12 protein-coding genes are annotated in these 21,704 nt (G+C 64.5%); 10 read left to right on the forward strand and 2 right to left on the reverse strand.

The window, feature by feature from the left end; translation table 11 throughout:
• Positions 1 to 24: 24 nt before the first annotated feature.
• Genes zwf through Q0687_RS02015 form a run of 4 tightly spaced genes read left to right on the forward strand, consistent with a single transcriptional unit; the run spans position 25 to position 3,623 of the window.
• A complete protein-coding gene (gene zwf / locus Q0687_RS02000) occupies positions 25 to 1,536 on the forward strand; it encodes a glucose-6-phosphate dehydrogenase (RefSeq protein ID WP_298871513.1) in 1,512 nt (503 codons plus the stop codon).
• Positions 1,536 to 2,285, forward strand: coding sequence for a 6-phosphogluconolactonase (pgl, locus tag Q0687_RS02005; protein ID WP_298871516.1), 750 nt, complete (start codon positions 1,536 to 1,538; stop codon positions 2,283 to 2,285). The genes zwf and pgl overlap by 1 nt, the downstream gene beginning before the upstream one ends.
• Positions 2,272 to 2,814 carry a gluconokinase gene (locus Q0687_RS02010; RefSeq protein ID WP_298871521.1) on the forward strand — a complete coding sequence of 181 codons (543 nt, stop codon included), beginning with the start codon at positions 2,272 to 2,274 and terminating at the stop codon, positions 2,812 to 2,814. The genes pgl and Q0687_RS02010 overlap by 14 nt, the downstream gene beginning before the upstream one ends.
• Positions 2,811 to 3,623 carry an HAD family hydrolase gene (locus Q0687_RS02015; protein ID WP_298871524.1) on the forward strand — a complete coding sequence of 271 codons (813 nt, stop codon included), beginning with the start codon at positions 2,811 to 2,813 and terminating at the stop codon, positions 3,621 to 3,623. The genes Q0687_RS02010 and Q0687_RS02015 overlap by 4 nt, the downstream gene beginning before the upstream one ends.
• A gap of 41 nt (positions 3,624 to 3,664) precedes the next feature.
• On the opposite strand, the gene Q0687_RS02020 is transcribed toward Q0687_RS02015, so the two are convergent.
• Both Q0687_RS02020 and malQ read right to left on the reverse strand, forming a co-directional pair.
• Positions 3,665 to 5,470, reverse strand: coding sequence for a glycoside hydrolase family 15 protein (locus tag Q0687_RS02020; protein WP_298871527.1), 1,806 nt, complete (start codon positions 5,468 to 5,470; stop codon positions 3,665 to 3,667).
• Positions 5,471 to 5,500: 30 nt separating this feature from the next.
• Positions 5,501 to 7,477: a 4-alpha-glucanotransferase gene (malQ, locus tag Q0687_RS02025; protein ID WP_298871529.1), complete on the reverse strand. Its 1,977-nt coding sequence runs from the start codon at positions 7,475 to 7,477 to the stop codon at positions 5,501 to 5,503.
• A 204-nt stretch (positions 7,478 to 7,681) separates the two neighbouring features.
• Between malQ and Q0687_RS02030 the strand changes: the two genes are divergently transcribed.
• The 6 genes from Q0687_RS02030 to treY are packed head-to-tail and all read left to right on the forward strand — an operon-like array spanning position 7,682 to position 21,703.
• Positions 7,682 to 9,640 carry a maltotransferase domain-containing protein gene (locus tag Q0687_RS02030; protein WP_298871532.1) on the forward strand — a complete coding sequence of 653 codons (1,959 nt, stop codon included), beginning with the start codon at positions 7,682 to 7,684 and terminating at the stop codon, positions 9,638 to 9,640.
• Between the two features lie 10 nt (positions 9,641 to 9,650).
• Complete coding sequence (treS, locus tag Q0687_RS02035; protein ID WP_298871535.1) at positions 9,651 to 12,944, forward strand: maltose alpha-D-glucosyltransferase; 3,294 nt, start codon at positions 9,651 to 9,653, stop codon at positions 12,942 to 12,944.
• The gene (gene glgB, locus Q0687_RS02040) at positions 12,937 to 15,084 is read left to right on the forward strand and encodes a 1,4-alpha-glucan branching protein GlgB (protein ID WP_298871537.1); all 2,148 of its coding nucleotides are present in this window, start codon (positions 12,937 to 12,939) and stop codon (positions 15,082 to 15,084) included. Before treS ends, glgB begins: the two co-directional genes overlap by 8 nt.
• A gap of 3 nt (positions 15,085 to 15,087) precedes the next feature.
• Positions 15,088 to 17,166 carry a glycogen debranching protein GlgX gene (gene glgX, locus Q0687_RS02045; protein ID WP_298871540.1) on the forward strand — a complete coding sequence of 693 codons (2,079 nt, stop codon included), beginning with the start codon at positions 15,088 to 15,090 and terminating at the stop codon, positions 17,164 to 17,166.
• A complete protein-coding gene (gene treZ / locus Q0687_RS02050; protein WP_298871542.1) occupies positions 17,163 to 18,917 on the forward strand; it encodes a malto-oligosyltrehalose trehalohydrolase in 1,755 nt (584 codons plus the stop codon). Before glgX ends, treZ begins: the two co-directional genes overlap by 4 nt.
• A 2-nt stretch (positions 18,918 to 18,919) precedes the next feature.
• The gene (gene treY, locus Q0687_RS02055; protein WP_298871544.1) at positions 18,920 to 21,703 is read left to right on the forward strand and encodes a malto-oligosyltrehalose synthase; all 2,784 of its coding nucleotides are present in this window, start codon (positions 18,920 to 18,922) and stop codon (positions 21,701 to 21,703) included.
• Position 21,704 lies beyond the last annotated feature (1 nt).

The following is a 21,704-nucleotide window of genomic DNA, read 5'->3' on the forward strand; positions in this document are numbered from 1 at the left end:
TGACAAAGCGAAGGCCAATCCTACGTGACAAAAGACCCGCAACCCAAGCGCAAGCCGGAAAATTGCGCCTTCGTCATCTTTGGTGTCACCGGCGACCTCACCCATCGCCTGGTGTTGCCGTCGCTCTACAATCTCGCCGCCGAGCACCTGCTGCCGGAAAAATTCTGCGTGGTCGGCGTGGCCCGCAAGGGCCAGTCCGATGACGAGCTACGCAACAGCCTGCTCAAGGGCCTCAAGCAATTCGCGACGCGGCCCGTGGACGACGACATCGCGACGAGGCTGCTGGAATGCGTGACCTTCGTCGAAGCCGACGCCAAGGACCCCCCCTCCTTCGATCGCCTGCGCGAACATCTGGATTCGCTGGAATGCGCACAGGACACCGGCGGCAACCGCCTGTTCTACCTGGCAACCCCGCCCGCTGCGTTCGCGCCGACCGCGCGCGAGCTCGGCCGCACCGGCATGATGAAGGAGCATGGCGCCTGGCGCCGCCTTGTGATCGAGAAGCCGTTCGGCACCGACCTCACCTCGGCCAAGGCGCTGAATGCCGAGCTCCTGAAGATCATGGACGAGCACCAGATCTACCGGATCGATCATTATCTCGGCAAGGAGACGGTGCAGAACATCCTGGTGCTGCGCTTTGCCAACGGCATGTTCGAGCCGATCTGGAATCGCAACCACATCGACCACATCCAGATCACGGTGGAGGAAAAGCTCGGCGTCGGCCATCGCGGCGGCTTCTATGATGCCACCGGCGCGCTGCGCGACATGGTGCCGAACCATCTTTTCCAGCTGATGTCGCTGGTGGCGATGGAGCCGCCGGCGCGCTTCGACGCGCATTCGGTTCGCTCGGAAAAGGCCGAGGTGCTCACCGCGATCCAGCGGCCGGATCACGAGGATGCGCTGCAAAACTCGGTGCGCGCGCAATATCTCGCAGGCCGCATCGGCGACGACGAGATCCCCGATTATCGCAAGACCGAGGACGTCAAGCCCGGCAGCACCACCGAGACCTTCGTCGCGCTGAAACTGATGATCGACAATTGGCGCTGGGCCGGCGTGCCTTTCTACTTGCGCACCGGCAAGGCGCTGGCACACAAGCGAACAGAAGTCGCGATCAAGTTCAAGCAGGCGCCGCTGTCGATGTTCTCGGGCACGGACATTGACCGCCTGTCGCAGAACTTCCTCACCATCGGCATTGCGCCGACCGAGACCATCGAGCTTCAGTTCAACGCCAAAATTCCCGGGCCGAGCATCACGATTGATGGCGTCGAGATGAAATTCCGCTACGGCGACTATTTCCGCGCTGATCCCTCCACCGGCTACGAGACGTTGATCTACGACTGCATGATCGGCGACAACATCCTGTTCCAGCGCGCCGACGGTATCGAAGCCGGCTGGGCGGCGGTGCAGCCGTTCCTCGACGCCTGGAAGAGCGCGGGCAGCGATGGCATCGAGACCTATGAAGCCGGCACCGACGGCCCCGCATGTGCCGACGAGTTGCTGCGGCGCGAGGGCCGCAGCTGGCGGAAGCTTTCGTGATGGCGGCGGCCGCAGAGCCGAAGCTGATCGTCGTCGCGGACGCGCAAGCCCTCGCACAGGCCGCAGCCGAGCGGGTGATGGCGCGGATCGCAGCCAATCCCGGACGGATCGCGATCTGCCTCACCGGTGGCTCGAGCCCGAAGAAGCTGTATCAGTTGCTCGGCAGCGACGCCTATCGCGGCAAGATCCCCTGGGATCGTGTGCACTGGTTCATCGGCGATGAGCGCTTTGTCCCGGAGAGCGATCCGCTCAACAACATGGCCGTCGCCCGCGCCAATTTTCTCGATCGCAATGCGCCATCGGGCCATATCCACCCGATCCCGACCACGGCCGAGAATCCGGACGACAGTGCAGACGCTTATGCCCGCGAGCTAAAAGCCTTTTACGGATCCGAAGACCTCGATCCGGCACATCGGCTGTTCGACCTCGTCCTGATGGGCGCAGGGCCCGACGGCCACACCGCCTCGCTGTTTCCCGGGTATCCCGGTATCGAGGAAACCGCGCGCTGGGTCGTCGGCGTGCCCAAGGCGAATGTCGCGCCCTTCGTGCCGCGGGTCTCGCTGACGCTTCCCGCGCTCGCCTCGTGCCACGAGATGCTGTTCGAGATATCGGGGCATGACAAGCAGCCGATCTTGACGCGCCTTCTCAATGGCGAGAATCTGCCGGCGTTACGCGCGCGCTCGCATGGTGAGACCGTCTGGCTGGTCGATAGGGCCGCGCTTCCGGAGGGAATTCGTGGGCCGCGTTAAAGCACCTTGTGCATTGATTGTGATGGGCGTGTCGGGATCGGGCAAAAGCACGATTGCAGAGGCGCTCGGCGAGCGGCTCGGCTGGCGGTTCGAGGACGGCGACAGCTTCCACCCCAAGAGCAATGTCGAGAAAATGCGGGCCGGCCATCCCCTCACCGACGAGGACCGCTGGCCGTGGCTCAATGCCATTGCCGACGAGATCGCGCGCGCCTGTAGCAACGGCGAGCGAATCATCATCGCCTGTTCGGCACTCAAGCATGCCTATCGCGACGTGCTGCTGCGCGGACGCGACGATGTCCGCTTCGTGTTTCTCAAGGGCACGCAGGAGCTGATCGCCGATCGCCTCGCGCACCGCAAGGGCCATTTCATGCCGCCCGGGCTTCTCACCAGCCAGTTCAACACGCTGGAGGCCCCGGAGGCGAGCGAACACGTCATCACGGCGTCGATCGACGAGTCCGTTGAAGCGATCGTCGACGGCATCGTGCGGCAGCTGAAAATCGACGGCGGCAAGAGCAGGGCTGAGCCATGACGAAAATCTCACTGGTCGTTTCCGACGTCGACGGCACGCTGCTGACCAAGGACAAGACGCTGACGGACCGGGCGCGGTCCGCGGTGCAGCGGCTGCACCAGGCCGGCATCGGCTTCACCATCACCTCCAGCCGCCCCGCGATCGGCATGCGTTTCCTGATCGAGCCGCTGGCGCTGTGGTTGCCGGTCGGCCCGTTCAACGGCTCCTCGATCGTCGATCCCGAGATGAATCCGGTCGAGCAGCACCTGATCCCCAAAGACGCGGTCGAGAAGTCGCTGCAGATCCTGCGCCAGTTCGGCGCCGACATCTGGCTCTTCACCTATGACAAATGGCTGATCGACAACGCCAGCGGCAAATACGTCGCGCATGAGCAGCACACGATCCGCTCCGATCCCTCGATCGTCACGGACTTTACGCCGTATCTCGCCAGTGCCTGCAAGATCGTCGGCGCCAGCGCCGATGCCGCGGGCCTGGAGGCTTGCGAGAAGGCGATGCAGCAGGCGCTTGGCAGCGAGGCGACCGCGGTCCGCTCCCAGACCTATTATCTCGACATCACCCCGCCCGGCTTCAACAAGGGCACATTCGTGCAAGCCATGGCCAAGCGGCTCGGCATTTCCCTGGATGCGGTCGCCACCATCGGCGACATGCAGAACGACCTTGCGATGTTCCGCGTCAGCGGCACCTCGATCGCCATGGGCAACGCCACCGACAACGTCAAGGACCAGGCCACCAACGTCACCGCGAGCAACGAGCAGGACGGGTTCGCCGAGGCGATGGAGATGATCCTGAAGCGGAATGGGGTGGGTTGAACTGGCCGCGGGGAGGGAGCGCACCTCCCTCTTGGATCAGGTCACGATTTCGACCGCTGCATCGCCGGCTTCTCGCTGGCGTGCCTTGCCGCCGAGAGATTGTGCGCGGTGTTGATCAGCGCGATATGCGTCAGGGCCTGCGGGAAATTGCCGGCCTGGCGGCGTGCGACGGAGTCATACTCCTCGGCGAGGAGCCCGACATCGTTCGCAAGACCTGCGATACGATCGAACAGCGCCTGCGCCTTGTCGAGGTCGCCCGCCAGCACATGGGCATCGGCCAGCCACAGGGTACAGGCCAGGAATGCGCCCTCGATCGGCTGGGTCTCCTCGGAGATCTCGCGCGGATCGTGGCGCAGCACGAAGCCGTCGCGCATCAGGTGCTTCTCGACGGCTGCGATGGTGCCGCGGATGCGCGGGTCGTGCGCCGGCAGGAAGCCGACACCCGGCAGCAGCAGAACGCTCGCATCGAGCAGTTTTGAGCCGTAGGATTCGACGAAGGCGCCCTCCTCCGTGTCAAAGCCGTTGTTGCAGACGTCGCGGTGGATTGCCTCGCGCAAGGCGCGCCAATGCAGCAGCGGCGCCTTGAAGCCAAAGGTCTCGGCGCTCTTGATGGCGCGGTCGAAGGCGACCCAGGTCATCACCTTGGAAAAGACGTAGTGCTTCGGCTGGCCGCGCCGCTCCCAGATGCCGTGGTCGGGATGATCCCAGACCTCGGCGAGATGATTGAGCACCGCGCATTCGAGCGCCCAGGTCGCCTCATCGTTGAGCTGGAGCTTGGCCATGCGTGACTGGTGGAAGGCATCGATCAACTCGCCGTAAACGTCGAGCTGGAGCTGCGCATGCGCGGCATTGCCGACGCGGACCGGCTGCGCGCCCTCATAGCCGTCGAGCCAGCTTGCCTCCCACTCCAAGAGCCGGCGCTGCCCCCAGATGCCGTACATGATCTGCATGTTGGCGGGCGAGCCGGCGGCCGCACGCAAGAGCCAATTGTGCCAGGCCAAGGCTTCCTCGGTGTAGCCCGAGTTCATCAGCGCCAGCAGCGTAAAGGTGGCATCGCGCAGCCAGCAGAAGCGGTAGTCCCAATTCCTGCTACCGCCGAGCTTTTCCGGCAGCGAGGAGGTCGGCGCCGCCACGATGCCCCCCGTCGGGCCGAATGTCAGCGCCTTCAGCGTGATCAGCGAGCGCATGACGAGCTTGTGGTAGTCGCCCTCGCGATCGCAACGGTCGCTCCACTCCTTCCAGAATTTCTGGGTCTCCTGGAGCGCGACTTCAGGGTCGATCGCCTCGGGCGGATCGAGATGCGAGGGGCCGTAGGTCAGCACGAACGGCACAGTCTCGCCGTCCCTGACCTCGAAGTCGGACACCGTGGTCAGATTCTCGCCGCGCGTCTCGGCCGGCGTGCGCAGCACGGTCATGTCCTGGCCGGCGATTGCCAGCAGCGAATGATCGATCCGCCTCACCCAGGGAACGTCGACGCCGAAGCCGAAGCGGATCACGAGATCCATCCGCATCTTCACGGTGCCCTTGAGGCCACGGACCAGCCGCACGATATCGGAGGCCTTGCCGCGCGGCGGCATGAAGTCGATCAACGCGACTGTGCCGCTTTTGGTCTCGAAGCGCGTTTCCAGGATGAGCGTGTCGCCGAGATAACGGCGTGAAATCGCCGTCACGTCCTCGCTCGGGGCAATGAGCCAGCGGCCATTCCTGGACGTGCCGAGGATCGCGGCAAAGCAGGCGTCGGAATCGAAGGCGGGCCAGCACAGCCAGTCGATCGAGCCGTTGCGCCCGACCAGCGCCGCGGTCTCGCAGTCGCCGATCAACGCATAGTCCTCGATCTTCTGAGACAATGTTTTGCGAGCCTGGAAAAACCCTGGAGATCAACGCCCACCGATGAGCGAACGTTCCCGCGTCGCGGCCTTCAAAGCCGCGAGATCGACCTTGGCGGCGATCTGATCGAGTGCGACGGGAAGCCGCTGCCGCCAGTTCGGGTGCTCGTCGATCGTGCCGGGTATGTTGGGTTGATCGATCACGCCGAGCAAGTCTTCCATCGACACTGCGAGCAGCCGCGACGGTGTCCGCGACAGGAAGCCGAGCACCGAGTAGAGATCGTTGGCGTCGATCCCGTTCTGGTGCAGGATCTCGTCGAGCGCGCCGAGCGCGTCCCAGCGCGCCTGCTCGTTCTCGCCCGGATCGAGCCCGAGCGACAGCTTCATCTTCAGATCGCTGAAGGAGCGCCAGCCCGCATAGGTACAGAGATCGTGGGTGTTCAGCGTGACCAGCGCGTTCGGCCGGTAGTGGTCGGCGTTGCGGAAATGGCCGGCATCGTCGCGCTCGAACATCATGACGAGATAGGACCAGATGCCGAAATCCTGCATGGTCTCGCGGAAGCCTTCGGGCACGGTGCCGAGGTCCTCGCCAATCACGATGCATTTATGTGTCACGCTCTCGCACACGACCGCCGCCAGCAGCGCCTCGAGCGGCATCTGCACATAGGCGCCGTTATCAGGCTTGAAGCCGCGCGGCACCAGATAAAGCCGCTTCAACCCCAGCACGTGATCGAGCCTGATGGCGCCGGCATGCCGCATCGAGGCGGCCAGCATGTTGGCGAAGGGCACGAAGGATTGCGCCTCGAGGCCGCCCGCATTGAAGCCGGCAAGGCCCCAATCCTGACCGATGGTATTGAGGACATCAGGCGGCGCGCCGACCGCGAGATGACGGGAGATCGACGTCTGCTCGTTCCAGGCATCGAAGCCGTTAGACTGCACGCCGACGGCAACGTCGAGGTAGAGCCCGACGCGCATGCCGAGCTCGGCCGATAGCTCCTTGGCGGCGCGCAGTTGGCTATCCGCGGTCCATTGCACGAATTCGACGAACTCGACCTCGCTCTTGTCAGGGCCGCTGCGCAAGGCCGCACATTTGGCATCGTCCGGCTGCTGCCATTCCGCCGGCCATTCCCACCACGGCGATACCAAGCGATGGCGCAGCACCTCGAAGCAGGCAAAGCGCGAGAGCAGCGGCCCCCGCTCGGCGCGGAAGGCATCGAACTGGTTACGCCGGACACCGGTCGCTGACTTCACGAAACTGTCAAAGGCGGCGCGCAGGCCCAGCCATTTCAGCGCCGCCATGTCGGCGTAAGGGACACGATCACCTTCGCGCAGCCGCGCGGCAGTCGCGGCGGCATCCGGGATGAGGTCGACCGAATATTCGGGAATCGCCTCCACATCGATATAAAGCGGATTGAGAAACAGCCGGCTGTTCGGCGAATAGGGGCTGCAATCAGAGGGATGATCGTCGAACAGGACATGCAGCGGATTGAGCCCGACGCCGTCGGCGCCGAGCTGCTTGGCAAGCCTCACCAGGCCGGCAAGATCGGTGAAATCGCCGATGCCCCAGTTGCGGTCCGAGCGGACGCTGTAGAGCTGCACGGCCAGCAGCCAGCCGCGATCGAACTCGCCGCCGAAGGCGCGCTCCGGCGCCACGATCATCGGCACCTCTTCGCTGGCACCCGCAGCGTCCGTCAGCGTCAGCCGGTGATAGCCGAGCGGCAGGCCGGCGGGCCAGGCGATGACAGGCTCGCGCGTCTCGCCCTGCCCGATCACGTTAGGTTCGCCGATTTGGCTGTTGCCGGTGATCTTCCATTGCAGCGGCGCCGTGCCGACGGATGCGAGCTCGGTGCGCGGATTGCCCAACGCGCGCACCACCACGGGACCGCTGACGAAGCGATAGACCCGCTTTTCCGGCAGGGCATCGAGGATGGACCTGAGCGCCTCGGGCGCGGTGACCCGCAGCTTGCCGAGGGCATCTGTGAATTCGGACTGAACGCCCTTGATCTGGGCTTGAGCTAAAAGATCCATTCGGCACGCAGCTTGCAGGCCAAAGTTTGGCCGGGGGCATCGATTTTAACGAGGTCGCGGAAGAGGTTAGTCAGGGGTAACTCGCAAACCGCGCCTGCCGTTCCCATGGGAACCAATGACACACAAGCGGCTTTCTATAGTGGTACCAAGCGTAGGTTCCCGACAAGGGAAACGGGCTCCTGCTTTCTTGTCAATGGCATCACCGTGAACAAGACAATTCAAACTGTCGAGAGTGCCGCCGCCGGCAGCGCTTTCCTGATCGAAGACATCTATCCCTTGATCGATGGCGGCCGCTTCGCCGTGAAGCGGATCGCGGGCGATCGGGTCGAGGTGTGGGCCGACATCTATCGTGACGGCGATGCCAGCATCAGCGCCGCGCTGATCTGGCGCGGCGAGCAGGACCGCGAATGGCGGCGCGAGCCCATGACCCATCATGGCGACGACCGCTGGTCCGGCGCGTTCACGCCGACGGAAGCAGGCCAATATGTCTATGCCATCGAAGCCTGGACCGACGAATTCGCCACCTGGCGCCACGGGCTCGAACGCAAGCAGCTCAGGGGCGGCGACGTCACCCTCGATGCGATCGAAGGCGCGGGCCTTTTGACCAAGGCGCATGGCGCGGGGCAGGACGCAGCCGTCGTAATTTTCAGGCAATGCGAGGATTATCTCCAAAACGGCGACGTCGCTTCCCTCCTCGCAACCGAGCTGAGCGACGCCATGGCCGAGAGCCAGGCGCGGCCCGACCTCACCCGCTCGCCGAACTTCCCGCTTGTTGTCGACCGCGACAGGGCGCGCTTCAGCGCCTGGTATCAGATGATGCCGCGCAGCCAGAGCCAAGACTTAAGCCAAGCCGCCGGTCACCACGGCACGCTCCGCGACTGCATCGCGCGCGTCCCCGATATCGCCGCGATGGGCTTTGACGTCCTGTATTTCACGCCGATCCACCCGATCGGCCGCACAAGCCGCAAAGGCCGGAATAATTCACCGGTGGCCGCGGAAGGCGAGCCCGGCTCGCCCTATGCGATTGGCGGCGTCGAAGGCGGGCACGATGCGCTGCATCCCGAGCTCGGCACCATCGAGGATTTCCGCGCGCTGGTTGCGACCTGCCTCGAATACGGCCTCGAGATCGCGCTCGATTTCGCCGTGCAATGCTCGCCGGATCATCCCTGGCTGAAAGAACATCCGGAATGGTTCAAATGGCGGCCCGACCGTTCGGTTCGGACCGAGGATGGCCCCTATTCTGACATCGTCATCCCCGATTTCGCCTCCGTCGACCGCATCGGGCTGTGGAATGCCTTCCGCGACGCCATGCTGTTCTGGATCGACCATGGCGTGACCATCTTCGCGATCGACAATCACGATACCGCGCCGCTGCCGTTCTGGGAGTGGCTGATCCACGAGATCAGGCAGCGCCATCCCGAGGTGATCCTGTTCTCGAAGACGTTTGCGCGGCCGAAGCTGATGAAAGGCCTCGCCAAGCTCGGCTTCGCGCAGTCCTTCAGCTATTTCCCGTGGCGCACAGGCAAGTGGGAGCTGGAGCAATATCTCGGTGAGCTCACGCGCTATCCGGAGCGCGACTTCTACCGGCCGAATTTCTTCGTCAACACGCCGGACCTGCTGCCCTATCATCTCCAGAGCGGCGAGGCCTGGATGTTCAAGTCACGTGTCGCACTGGCAGCAACGCTGTCAGGGAATTACGGCCTCTATAGCGGGTTCGAGCTGCTCGAGCACGAGGCCGTGCCCGGCCGCGAAGAATATCAGGATTCCGAGAAGTACGGGATCCGCCAGCGCGATTGGGACAAGGTTGGCAACATCAAGCCCTGGATCACCGCGGTCAACCGCATCCGCAACGACAACGCGGCGCTGCAGCAGACCACCCATCTGCGCTTCCTCGGCATCGAGGACGGCGAGACCATCGCATTCGTCAAGGAGGCCATCGAACCGGCCAACGCGATCGTCGCGGCCATCGCCCTCTCGCGCCATGTGCGCGAATTCTGGTTGCCGCTCGGCGACCTCACCATCGACGTCGGCGGCGAACGCCGCCCCGTCAACGCTCTTGAAAATCTCATGACAGGCGAACAGTCCCGCATCGAATGGGGCGGGATCAAATTGCGTATCGATCCCGACCGCGATCCGGCTCTGCTCTTCCGCTGCCTGGCGTAAGGATCACGCCATGAATGTACTGTCTTCCGTCGACACCAAGAAGGCCGAGGCTGCCGCGATCGCGGATGAGCTCTGGTACAAGGACGCGATCATCTACCAGCTGCACGTCAAGGCCTTTGCCGACAGCAACAATGACGGTATCGGCGATTTTGCGGGGCTGACCGAGAAGCTGCCTTATCTGCAGGATCTCGGCGTCACCGCGCTGTGGCTGCTACCGTTCTACCCTTCGCCGGGCCGCGACGATGGCTACGACATCGGCGACTACGGCACGGTCAATCCCGATTTCGGGACGATGAAGGACTTCAAGCGCTTCATCCAGGAAGCGCAGAAGCGGGGCCTGCGCGTCATCACCGAGCTCGTCGTCAACCACACCTCCGACCAGCACAAATGGTTCAAGCGCGCGCGCCGCAGCCCGGCCGGCTCCAGCGCCCGCAACTGGTATGTCTGGAGCGACACCGACCAGAAGTACCAGGGCACGCGGATCATCTTCACCGATACCGAGAAGTCGAACTGGACCTGGGATCCCGAGGCCGGCGCGTTCTACTGGCATCGCTTCTTCTCGCACCAGCCCGACCTCAATTTCGACAATCCGCGCGTCGTCAGCGCCATCCTCCAGGTGATGAAGCGCTGGCTGGACGCCGGCGTCGACGGCTTCCGCCTGGACGCCATTCCCTATCTCTGCGAGCGCGAGGGCACCTCGAACGAGAACCTCCCGGAGACCCATGCGATCATCAAGCGCCTGCGCCAGGAGCTGGACGCCTATTCCAAGGGAAAGCTGCTGCTGGCCGAGGCCAATCAATGGCCCGAGGACGTGCAGGAATATTTCGGCCGTGGCGACGAGTGCCACATGGCCTACCACTTCCCGCTGATGCCGCGCATCTACATGGCGATCGCGCAGGAAGACCGTTTCCCGATCACCGACATCCTGCGCCAGACGCCTGATATTCCCGCGAGCTGCCAATGGGCGCTGTTCCTGCGCAACCATGACGAGCTGACGCTGGAGATGGTCACCGACGTCGAGCGCGACTATCTCTGGACCACCTACGCCAACGATCCCCGCGCCCGCATCAATGTCGGCATCCGCAGGCGGCTCGCGCCGCTGATGGACAACGACCGCCGCAAGATCGAGCTGATGAACTCGCTGCTGCTGTCGTTCCCGGGTACGCCGATCATCTATTACGGCGACGAGATCGGCATGGGCGACAACATCTATCTCGGCGACCGCAACGGCGTACGCACGCCGATGCAGTGGAGCCCGGACCGCAATGGCGGCTTCTCCCGCACCGATCCCGCCCGCCTCTACGCGCCGCTGATCATGGATCCCGTCTACGGCTACGAATCCGTCAACGTCGAGGCCCAGTCGCGCAGCCTGTCCTCGCTGCTGAACGCCACCAAGCGCCTGATCTCGGTGCGCAAGTCGACCCTTGCCTTCGGCCGCGGCACCATGACTTTCATCCGCCCGGCCAATCGCGCCGTGCTGGCCTATGTCCGGCAATATCGTGATGAGGTCATCCTCTGCGTCGCCAATCTGTCGCGCGCGGCGCAGGCGACCGAGCTCGATCTGTCGCCGTGGAAGGATCGCATTCCCCAGGAGATGCTCGGCCGCACGCGTTTTCCGGCAATCGGCGAATTGCCCTACATGATCACGCTGGGGCCCTATGGCTTCTACTGGTTCCAGCTCCAGGAGCGCGACAAATCCGAGCCGGTGGTGCCGCGCGCGGTGCCGGAATTCGAGACATTGGTGGTCCCAGTCAACTCGAACTGGGTGTCGCTCGCCCGCGAGCGCGGCGTCTTCGAGCGCGACGTGCTGCCGGGATTCCTGTCGCGGACGCGCTGGTATCCCGAGCACAATCCCAAGCACATCGAAGCCGTGCTGACGTCGGCAGTGCCGTTCAGCGATATCGGCGACAACAGGCCGTGGATCGCGTTCTTCGACACGACGCAGGACGACGTCACGACGCGCTACGTGCTGCCGATGCAGATCGAATGGGTTCGTTTCGACCGCGAGCGCTTCAACCCGAAGGCGCTCGCCGCCGTGCGCCAGGGCGCACGCGAAGGCACCCTGCTCGACGTCGCCACCGACCAGATCTTCATCGGGCTGTTCCTGCGCGGCTTGTCGCAGAACCTCGTCGTGGACGAGAACAATCTGCGGCTCGAGTTCAAGCCGACAAGCCGGTTCGCGGACTACACCGTGAAGGAGCCCGCGCGCATTCGTACGGTCGAGCAGTCGAACAGCACCGCGCTGGTCGACAATCAGTATGTCGCCAAGATCTATCGCCGGCTCGAAAGCGGCCCCAACCCCGAGATCGAAATCGGAAACTATCTCACCGAGGTCGCACGCTTCCCCAATACACCGGCGCTGCTCGGCAGCGTCGAACTGGTCGAGGGCACCGGCCGCTGCGCGGTCGGCGTGCTGCATGCCTATGTCGAGAACCAGGGCGACGGTTGGGCCGTCACCACGGGCTACCTCGACCGCTATATCGACGAGCAGCGGGTGCTGCCGCCGGAGGAGACGCACCGGGAGACCCAGGAGCAGGCGCCCTATCTGCACTTCGTGGCGCAGATCGGCCGTCGGCTCGCCGAGCTGCACTTGGCGCTCGCCGCCGCAAAGCCCGCCGACCTTGCCCCTGAACCGATCGGCAAATCGGACGTCAAGCGCTGGACGAGCGACCTCAAGGCACGGGCCGGACGGGTGTTCGACCGCCTCGCCGACATCAGGGACGGCCTGCGCGAAGCCGACCGGCCCTTGATCGACCAGCTGGCCGCGATGCGCGCGGCCTTGCCGGACCACATCAATGCGCTCTTGCCATCCGGCATCGGCGGGCTGAACATCCGTCATCATGGCGACTTCCGCCTTGGGCAAACTCTGATCGTGAAGGACGACATCTTCATCATCGATTTCGACGGCGATCCACACCTCACGCTGGCCGACAAGCGGCGCAAGCGGCCCGCCGCGCGCGATGTCGCGGGCCTGGTCCGCTCGATTGATCTTTCGGTTAACGCTGCGCTTGGCCGGGCGCTGTCGGGCGGCAGCGACGAACTGGGCCGGCTCACGGCCGCGCTCGGCGAATGGCGCGAACATGCCACCGCGACCTTCCTGTCCGCCTATCGTGAGGCCATGACCGACCGGCGGCTCTGGCCGGAAGAGGCACATTCCGCGGAAAGCATGTTAAGGTTTTTTCTGCTTGATCTAGCGTTCGACGAGGTAGAGTACGAGCTGTCCCACCGGCCCGAGGGGCTCCATGCGCCGCTGACCGGCCTGCTTCGCATTCTGTCCGGTGCCGGGAGCGAAGCCCATGCCTAAACTGCCAGCCGAAGCCTATGCCATCATCGAGGGCCGCCACTCCGACCCCTTCCACTATCTCGGACTACATCCCGAGGGGGGCAAGAGCGTGGTGCGCGCGTTCCTGCCCGAAGCCTCTGATGTCGAGGCGGTCGGTGAGCATGGCGAAGTCGCGACACTCGACCGCGTCCACGCATCAGGCCTGTTCATCGGCGCCCTGCCGAACGGCTCGAAGCACTACCAGCTTCGTGCCAAATTCGGCGACAAACTCGTCGAGTTCGAGGACGCCTACCGCTTTCCGCCGATCCTGACCGATTTCGATCTCTATCTGCTCGGCGAAGGCACGCATCAGCGGCTCTACGACAAGCTCGGCGCCCATCCGATGCGGCTGGAGGGCATCGACGGCATCGGCTTCGTCGTGCTGGCGCCGAATGCGCGGCGCGTGTCCGTGGTCGGCGATTTCAATTTCTGGGACGGGCGGCGTCATCCGATGCGGGTGCGCGGCGCCGGCTATTGGGAATTGTTCATCCCGCACGCCAAATCCGGCGATCACTACAAGTTCGAGATCATCGGACCGCATGGCCATCTGCTGCCGCTGAAATCCGATCCGATGGCATTTGCGAGTGAAGTTCGGCCAAAGACCGCCTCCATCGTATTCGACGAGGCGCATCTGCCGCGTCCGCGGCCGGCGCCCGACGGCATCAACGCGCTGTCGGCGCCGATGTCGATCTACGAGGTCCATCTCGGCTCGTGGCGGCGCAAGAACGGCGATGAGTGGCTGACCTATCGCGAGCTCGCCGAGCAGCTGCCGGCCTATGCCCGCGACATGGGCTTCACCCACCTCGAATTCCTGCCCGTGAGCGAGCATCCGTTCGACGGCTCCTGGGGCTACCAGCCGACCGGCCTTTATGCGCCGACCAGCCGTTTCGGCACGCCGGAGGACTTTGCCGCGCTGATCGATGCCTGCCATCGCGAAGGCATCGGCGTGCTGCTCGACTGGGTGCCCGGACATTTCCCCGACGATCCGCACGGGCTCGGCAGCTTCGACGGCACGGCGCTGTACGAGCACGCCAATCCGTTGCAGGGCCGCCATCTCGACTGGGGCACGCTGATCTACAATTACGGCCGCACCGAAGTGACCAACTTCCTGGTGTCGAACGCGCTGTTCTGGCTGGAGCGCTACGCCATCGACGGCCTGCGCGTCGATGCGGTCGCCTCCATGCTCTATCTCGACTACAGCCGCCCGCCCGGCGCCTGGATTCCGAACCAGTATGGCGGCCGCGAGAACATCGAGGCGATCAACTTCCTGCGCCGCTTCAACACCGAGCTGTTCGCGCGCTTCCCGCAGGCGACCACGGCCGCCGAGGAATCCACCGCATGGCCGCAGGTGTCGCGCCCGGTCGAATTCGGCGGGCTCGGCTTCGGCTACAAGTGGAACATGGGCTGGATGCACGACACGCTGAACTACATCAGCAAGGATCCCATCCACCGCAAGCATCATCACGGCGATATCCTGTTCGGCCTCCACTACGCGTTCTCTGAGAACTTCATCTTGCCGCTGTCGCATGACGAGGTCGTGCACGGCAAGCGCTCGATCTTCGGCCGCATGCCAGGCGACGAATGGCAGCGCTTTGCAAACCTGCGCGCCTATTACAGCTTCATGTTCGGCCATCCCGGCAAGAAGCTGCTGTTCATGGGCGGCGAGATCGCGCAGAGCCGCGAATGGAATCACGACCAGTCGCTCGACTGGCACCTGCTCGAGTACAAATATCATCAGGGCGTCCAGTCGCTGGTCCGCGACCTCAACCGGCTCTATCGCGCGGTGCCGGCGCTGCATCAGATGGATTGCGACCAGGCCGGCTTCGAATGGCTTGTTACCGACGATGCCAACCGCAATGTCTTTGCCTGGCTGCGCAAGGGCTTTGACGAGCACGCGCGGTGTCTCGTGGTCGTCAACTTCTCGCCCAACGTCTATCGCAACTATCGCGTCCCCGTGCCCTTCGCCGGCAAGTGGAAAGAGGTGTTCAATTCGGACTCCGCCCACTATGGCGGCACCAATGTCGGGAACATCGGCGAGGTGCAAACCGTTGCCGGCAAGGCGCCCGAGCTCCGCCTCACGATTCCGCCGCTCGCCGCGATCTTCCTCGTTCCTGAAAGCTGACCGATGCGCCTGACTGCTGGATCGCCCGCACGCCTCGGTGCAAGCTGGGACGGACGCGGCACCAACTTCGCGCTGTTTTCCGCTCACGCGCAGAAGGTCGAGCTGTGCCTGTTCGACACGCAAGGGCGCCGCGAGCTCGAGCGCATCGAGCTGCCGGAGCGCACCGAGGACGTCTGGCATGGCTATCTCAACGACGTCTCGCCGGGCCAGCTCTACGGTTATCGCGTGCACGGCCCGTACGAGCCCGAGCACGGTCACCGCTTCAACGCCAACAAGCTGCTGCTCGACCCCTACGCCAAGCGCCTTGCCGGGCGGCTGGTGTGGAGCGACGCGCACTTCGCCTACCGCACCGGCTCGGCGCGCGAGGATCTGTCGTTCGACCGGCGCGACAATGCGCGCGGCATGCCCAAGGCGGTCGTGGTCGACGAGACCTTCAACTGGGGCCGGCGCGAGATAAGGCCCAACATCCCCTGGGAAGACACCATCATCTACGAGGCCCACGTCAAGGGCCTGACCCAGAAGCGCGACGACGTGCCGCCGAATTTGCGCGGCACCTATGGCGGGCTGTCCTCGCCGGCGATGATCGAGCATCTGAAGAGGCTCGGCGTCACCACGATCGAGCTGTTGCCGGTTCACAGCTTCGTCGACGACCGTATCCTGGTCGAGAAGAAGCTCGCCAATTACTGGGGTTACAACACGCTGTCCTTCTTCGCGCCGGAGCAGCGTTACGCCCAGGACAACGCGCTCGATTCCTTCCGCACCACGGTGGCGCGCCTGCACGATGCCGGCATCGAGGTGATGCTTGACGTCGTCTACAATCACACCGCCGAGGGCAATCACCTCGGCCCGACGCTGTGCTACCGCGGCATCGACAACGCCTCCTATTACTGGCTGAACCGCGAGAACCCGCGTTATTACGACGACTTCACGGGCTGCGGCTCCTCGGTGAACCTGACCCATCCGCGCGTGCTGCAGATGGTGATGGACTCTTTGCGCTACTGGGTCGAGGTCTGCCATGTCGACGGCTTCCGCTTCGACCTCGCCACCACGCTGGCGCGCGGCCCCAATGGTTTTGATCGTGGCATCTCGTTTCTGACCGCGATCCGCCAGGATCCGGTGCTCGCCACCGTCAAGCTGGTTGCCGAACCCTGGGACCTCGGACTCGGGGGCTACCAGGTCGGCGCCTTCCCCTCGCAATGGTCAGAATGGAACGACCGCTATCGCAGCGCCATGCGCCGCTATTGGAGCGGCGAAGGCAGCCTGATCGGCGATATCTCCAGCCGCATGACGGCCTCTTCCGACCTGTTCAATCACGACGGCCGCCGGCCGCGCGCCAGCATCAACCACATCACCGTGCACGACGGTTTTACGCTGGCCGATCTCTTCAGCTACAACGAGAAACACAACGAGGCCAATGGCGAGGACAATCGCGACGGCTCCAACGACAACCACAGCAACAATTGCGGTGTCGAAGGCCCGACCGACGACCCCAACATCCTCAGCCTGCGGCGGCAGCTGCGCAAGAACGTGCTGGCCTGCCTGATGCTGGCGCAGGGCATTCCCTTGATCCTCGCCGGCGATGAGGTCGGCAACACGCAGTCCGGCAACAACAACGCCTATTGCCAGGACAACGAAATCGGCTGGGTCGGCTGGGATAATCTCGGCAAGGACAGCGACGACATGGTCGATTTCGTCTCAGACCTCGCCGAGATCCGCAAGAAATTCTCGCAGCTGCGCAGCCATCGCTGGCTCGACGGCCGGCCGAAGGACGGCATCTCCTATGGCGCGCTATGGCTGACGCCTGAAGGCAACGAGATGACGGAGAACGACTGGACGTTCCCGGACGGGCGGTTCCTCTCTTATGTGATGGGGCCGATGGAACCGGGCAGCGCGGCGATCTTTATCGTACTGAACGCCGCCCCCGAAGAGATCGCATTCAAATTGCCAAAAATGCCCGAATACAAGAGCTGGCAGCAGATCCTGAATACGACGGATGCCAAGCTGACCAGCGTTGATTTCATGCCCGGAAGCGACAGCAAGGCGCCGCCGCGCTCCGTGCTCGCCTTCGCGGGGGCGCTATGAGGCCATCCTTTGGGGCGAAGCCGACCAAGGACGGCGTGTCGTTCCGCTTGTGGGCGCCCGGCGCGCGCCGCATCGATCTGCTGCTCGCGCGGCGCCACGCGATGCAGCGCCGGCAAGACGGCTGGTATGTCGCCGAGATCGCCGGCCTCACCGCTGGCAGCCCCTACAAGTTCAGGATCGACGACGAGATCGACGTGCCCGATCCGGCGTCCGCCTTCCAGCCCGAGGATGTGTTCGGCCCGAGCGAGGTGATCGACCACGACGCCTTTGCATGGCGCGCGAAGGATTGGCGCGGCCGCCCCTGGGAAGAGACGGTGCTGATCGAGACCCATGTCGGCACGTTCACGCGCGAGGGCACTTATCGCGCCATGATCGACAAGCTCGATCATCTGGTCACATCAGGCATCACCGCGTTGGAGCTGATGCCGCTGGCGGATTTCGCCGGCCGCCGCGGCTGGGGCTATGACGGCGTGCTCTGGTACGCGCCCGATAGCGCCTATGGCCGTCCGGAAGACCTGAAGACGCTGATCGACGAGGCCCATCTGCGCGGGCTGATGGTCTTCCTCGACGTCGTCTACAATCACTTCGGTCCCGAGGGAAACTATCTCGGCCGCTACGCGCCGACCTTTTTCACCGACGCGCATACGCCCTGGGGCAGCGCGATCGACTATCGCGTGCCGCAGGTGCGCGCCTTCGCTGTCGAGAACGCGCTGTCCTGGCTGACCGACTACCGCTTCGACGGCCTCAGACTGGATGCCGCCAACCACATCATCGCGATCCCCGGCGAGCAGTCGATGCTGCACGACCTCAGCGTCGCCACCGGCGAACTCGCCAAGGCCACCGGGCGGCACATTCATCTGGTGCTGGAGAATGGCGACAACCGCGCCAGCCTGCTCGACGCCGCGCAGGAGCCGCCGAGCGGCAAATATCGCGGACAATGGAACGACGATTATCATCACGTCTGGCACGTGATGCTGACCGGCGAGCTCAACGGCTACTACGCCGACTACCAGACCCCGCGCATGGATCTCGCCCGCGCGCTCGCCTCCGGCTTCGTCTACCAGGGCGAGATCTCGGAATTCTGGGGCAAGAAGCCACGCGGCGAGGCCAGTGGCGAGCTGCCACCGGCGACCTTCGTCAATTTCCTGCAGAACCACGACCAGATCGGCAACCGCCCTCTCGGCGACCGGCTGGAGAGCCTGGCATCGCCCGAGCAGATCGAGGCCGCGCTCGCAGTGACGTTGCTCGCGCCGATGGTGCCGATGCTGTTTCAGGGCGAGGAATGGGGCTCGAAGATGCCCTTCCCGTTCTTCTGCGATTTCCAGGGTGGCCTCGCCGACGCTGTGCGCAACGGGCGCAAGCAGGAATATGCCTGGGCCTACGCGAAATACGGTGACGAAGTGCCCGATCCGCTCGATCCGGCCACGCCGCAATCAGCCGTGCTGGACTGGGCCGGCCGCACGCCCGAACAGGACGCACGGCTGGCGCTGGTGCGCGATCTCCTCGCGGTTCGCCGCAAGGAGATCATGCCGCGGCTGAAGGGCGCGCGGTTCGGCGATGCCGAGGCTGAAGACAACGGCCTGCTCACGGCGCATTGGCGCATGGGCGATGGCACTCAACTGCGGCTCACCGCCAATCTGTCGGACAAGCATATCGCGCATTCCAACAACGATGCAGGCACGCCGATCTGGGGCGGCGCGGCCGGCGAGCGACTCCCACCCTGGTCGGTGGTCTGGCATCTCGGAGGTTAGTCATGCCTCCTTCCATCCCCCTGGCGACGTATCGACTTCAACTCACGGCGGATTTTGATTTCGACAAGGCCGCCGCCGTGGTGCCTTACCTCAAGGCGCTCGGGATCACGCATCTCTACGCCTCGCCCGTGATGAAGGCCCGCAAGGGCTCGACTCACGGCTACGACACCGTCGATCACAACCAGTTCAATCCCGAGCTCGGCGGCGAGGCCGGCTTTGCGCGGCTGAGCGAGGCGCTCACACAGAACGACCTCGGCCTCATCATCGACTTCGTGCCCAATCATGTGGGCGTGCATTTCGCCGACAATCCCTGGTGGCTCGACGTGCTGGAATGGGGCCAGGCCTCGCCGCACGCGGTCTCCTTCGACATCGACTGGGACCAGCTGGCGTTCCGCGCTCGCGGCGGCGTGCTGCTGCCGATCCTCGGCACGTCCTATGGCGAGGCGCTGGAGCGCGGCGACATCGAGCTGCGCTACGATCCCGATGAGGGCAGTTTCTCCGCCTGGTACTTCGAGCATCGCTTACCCGTCGCGCCCGAACGTTATGGCGAGATCCTGCGGATGATTGTGAAGGAGGCGGATGCCGCTGATACCGTCGCCGGCAAACGGCTGCTCTCGCTCGCCGCGCACTACACGGGCTTGCGCCGGCCGAACCGCAAGGAAGCGCCTGCCTTCAAGGCAGAGCTCAAGGAGATCACGGGCGCAGCGGACATCATCATCCACGGCCTCGCCGCCTATCGCGCGGCCAAGGATCGCCCGGCACAGACGCTGGCGCTGCATCATTTGCTGGAGCGGCAGAACTACAAGCTCGGGCATTGGCGGCTGGCGTCCAGCGACATCAACTATCGCCGCTTCTTCGACGTCAACGGGCTCGCCGGCCTGCGTGTCGAGGACGCCAGTACGTTTGCCACCACGCACCGGCTGGTGAAGCAGCTCGTCGCCGAGGGCAAGCTGCAAGGCATCCGCCTCGATCACATCGACGGCCTGCGCGACCCCGCGCAATATTGCCAGCGGCTGCGCCGCCTCGTGCGCGACGCGCAAGGCAATGCAAGACCATTCTACACCGTCATTGAAAAGATCCTGTGCGAGCACGAAAAGCTGCCGCACTTTGCCGGCGTCCAGGGCACCACCGGCTATGAGTGGATGAATGCGATCACCCAGGTGCTGGTCGACGCCAAGGGACTGGAGGCGCTGGACGAGACCTGGCGCCAGATCAGCAACCGGCCGCCGCGGCTGGCGCCTTATGTCAAGGACGCCAAACGGCGCGTGCTGGAGACGCTGCTGACCAGCGAATTCACCGTGCTGACGCGCCTGCTCGCCCGGATCGCCAACGGGCACTATTCCACCCGCGACTTCTCCGCCGACAGCCTGCGGCAGGCGCTCGAGCTCTACGTGCTGCACTTCCCGGTCTATCGCACCTATTTGACCCATAGCGGCCCGACGGCGCTCGACCGCAAGCTGATCGACGACACCATCGCGCGCGCCCGCGCGGAATGGTTCGCCGCGGACGAAGGCATTTTCGACTTCCTGCGCGATGCACTGACCATGGACCTGCTCAAGCCCGGCCGCCCGCCGCACAGCGCGCCGCGCGTGCGCCGGTTTGCGCTGAAGGTGCAGCAATTCACCGGGCCTGTCATGGCGAAATCGCTGGAGGATACTGCGTTCTACCAGTTCCACAGGCTGCTGGCGCTCAACGAGGTTGGCGGCGATCCCGCCAGCAAGGGCCTCACCATACCCGCCTTTCACGAGGCGATGCGTGGCCGCGCCAGGGAATGGCCGCAGGGGATGACGGCAACGGCCACTCACGACACCAAGCGCGGCGAGGATGCGCGGGCGCGGATCGCAGCGCTCAGCGAAATCTCGGGCGAATGGACCAGCGCAGTTTCGCGCTGGAAGGTCCTGAACGCGCCGCACCTCGCGCTCCACGGCAATCTGCGCGCGCCGTCGGCGACGTTCGAATACATGCTCTACCAGACCTTGCTTGGCGCCTGGCCGCTTCAAGGGCCGGATGCCAATTTCGTCGCGCGCATCCAGGCCTATGCGCTCAAGGCGGCGCGCGAGGGCAAGGAGGAGACGAGCTGGCTCAATCCGCACGAAGCCTATGAACAGGGCGTCAAGAGCTTCATCGAGAGGATTCTGGATCCCGCGCTGTCAGGCGAATTCCTGGATGCGCTTGCCACGCTGGCTCGCCGCGTCGCGCTGCTTGGCGCGCTGAACTCGCTCAGCCAGCTCACACTGAAGGCGACGATGCCGGGCGTGCCTGATTTCTACCAGGGCACCGAAGACTGGGACCTGTCGCTGGTCGATCCCGACAACCGCCGCCCGGTGGATTTTGCCGCACGGCAAGCGGCGCTCGGTTCGCTGGAGACACCTAACTGGAGCGCACTCATCAAGACCTGGCCTGACGGGCGACTCAAGCTGGCCTGGACGCGGCACCTGCTCAAGCTCCGCACCGGGCTCGCCGACGTGTTTGCACAAGGCGGTTATCAGCCGCTGGACGTGCGCGGCGCGCACGCCGATCACGTGATCTCCTTTGTCCGCCACCACGGCCGCGCTGCAGCGATCGTCGTGGTTGCGCGCCAGTTCGCGCCCTTCACACAAGCGGGGCGCGAATGGCCTGCGCTCGAAGCTCTTGACGCAACCGTCGACATCAGCGGCTACACCGCGCCGGGCCTTTCAGGCAACGAATTGCCGCTCGCGCACGCGTTCGGTGATTTTCCCGCCGCGGTCATCGGCGCGCGCACAGCCGCTGCCATCAGGCCGCGGCGGCAGCGTGTGGACGTCTGAG

Source organism: uncultured Bradyrhizobium sp., assembly GCF_936928535.1.
Lineage (GTDB): Bacteria > Pseudomonadota > Alphaproteobacteria > Rhizobiales > Xanthobacteraceae > Bradyrhizobium.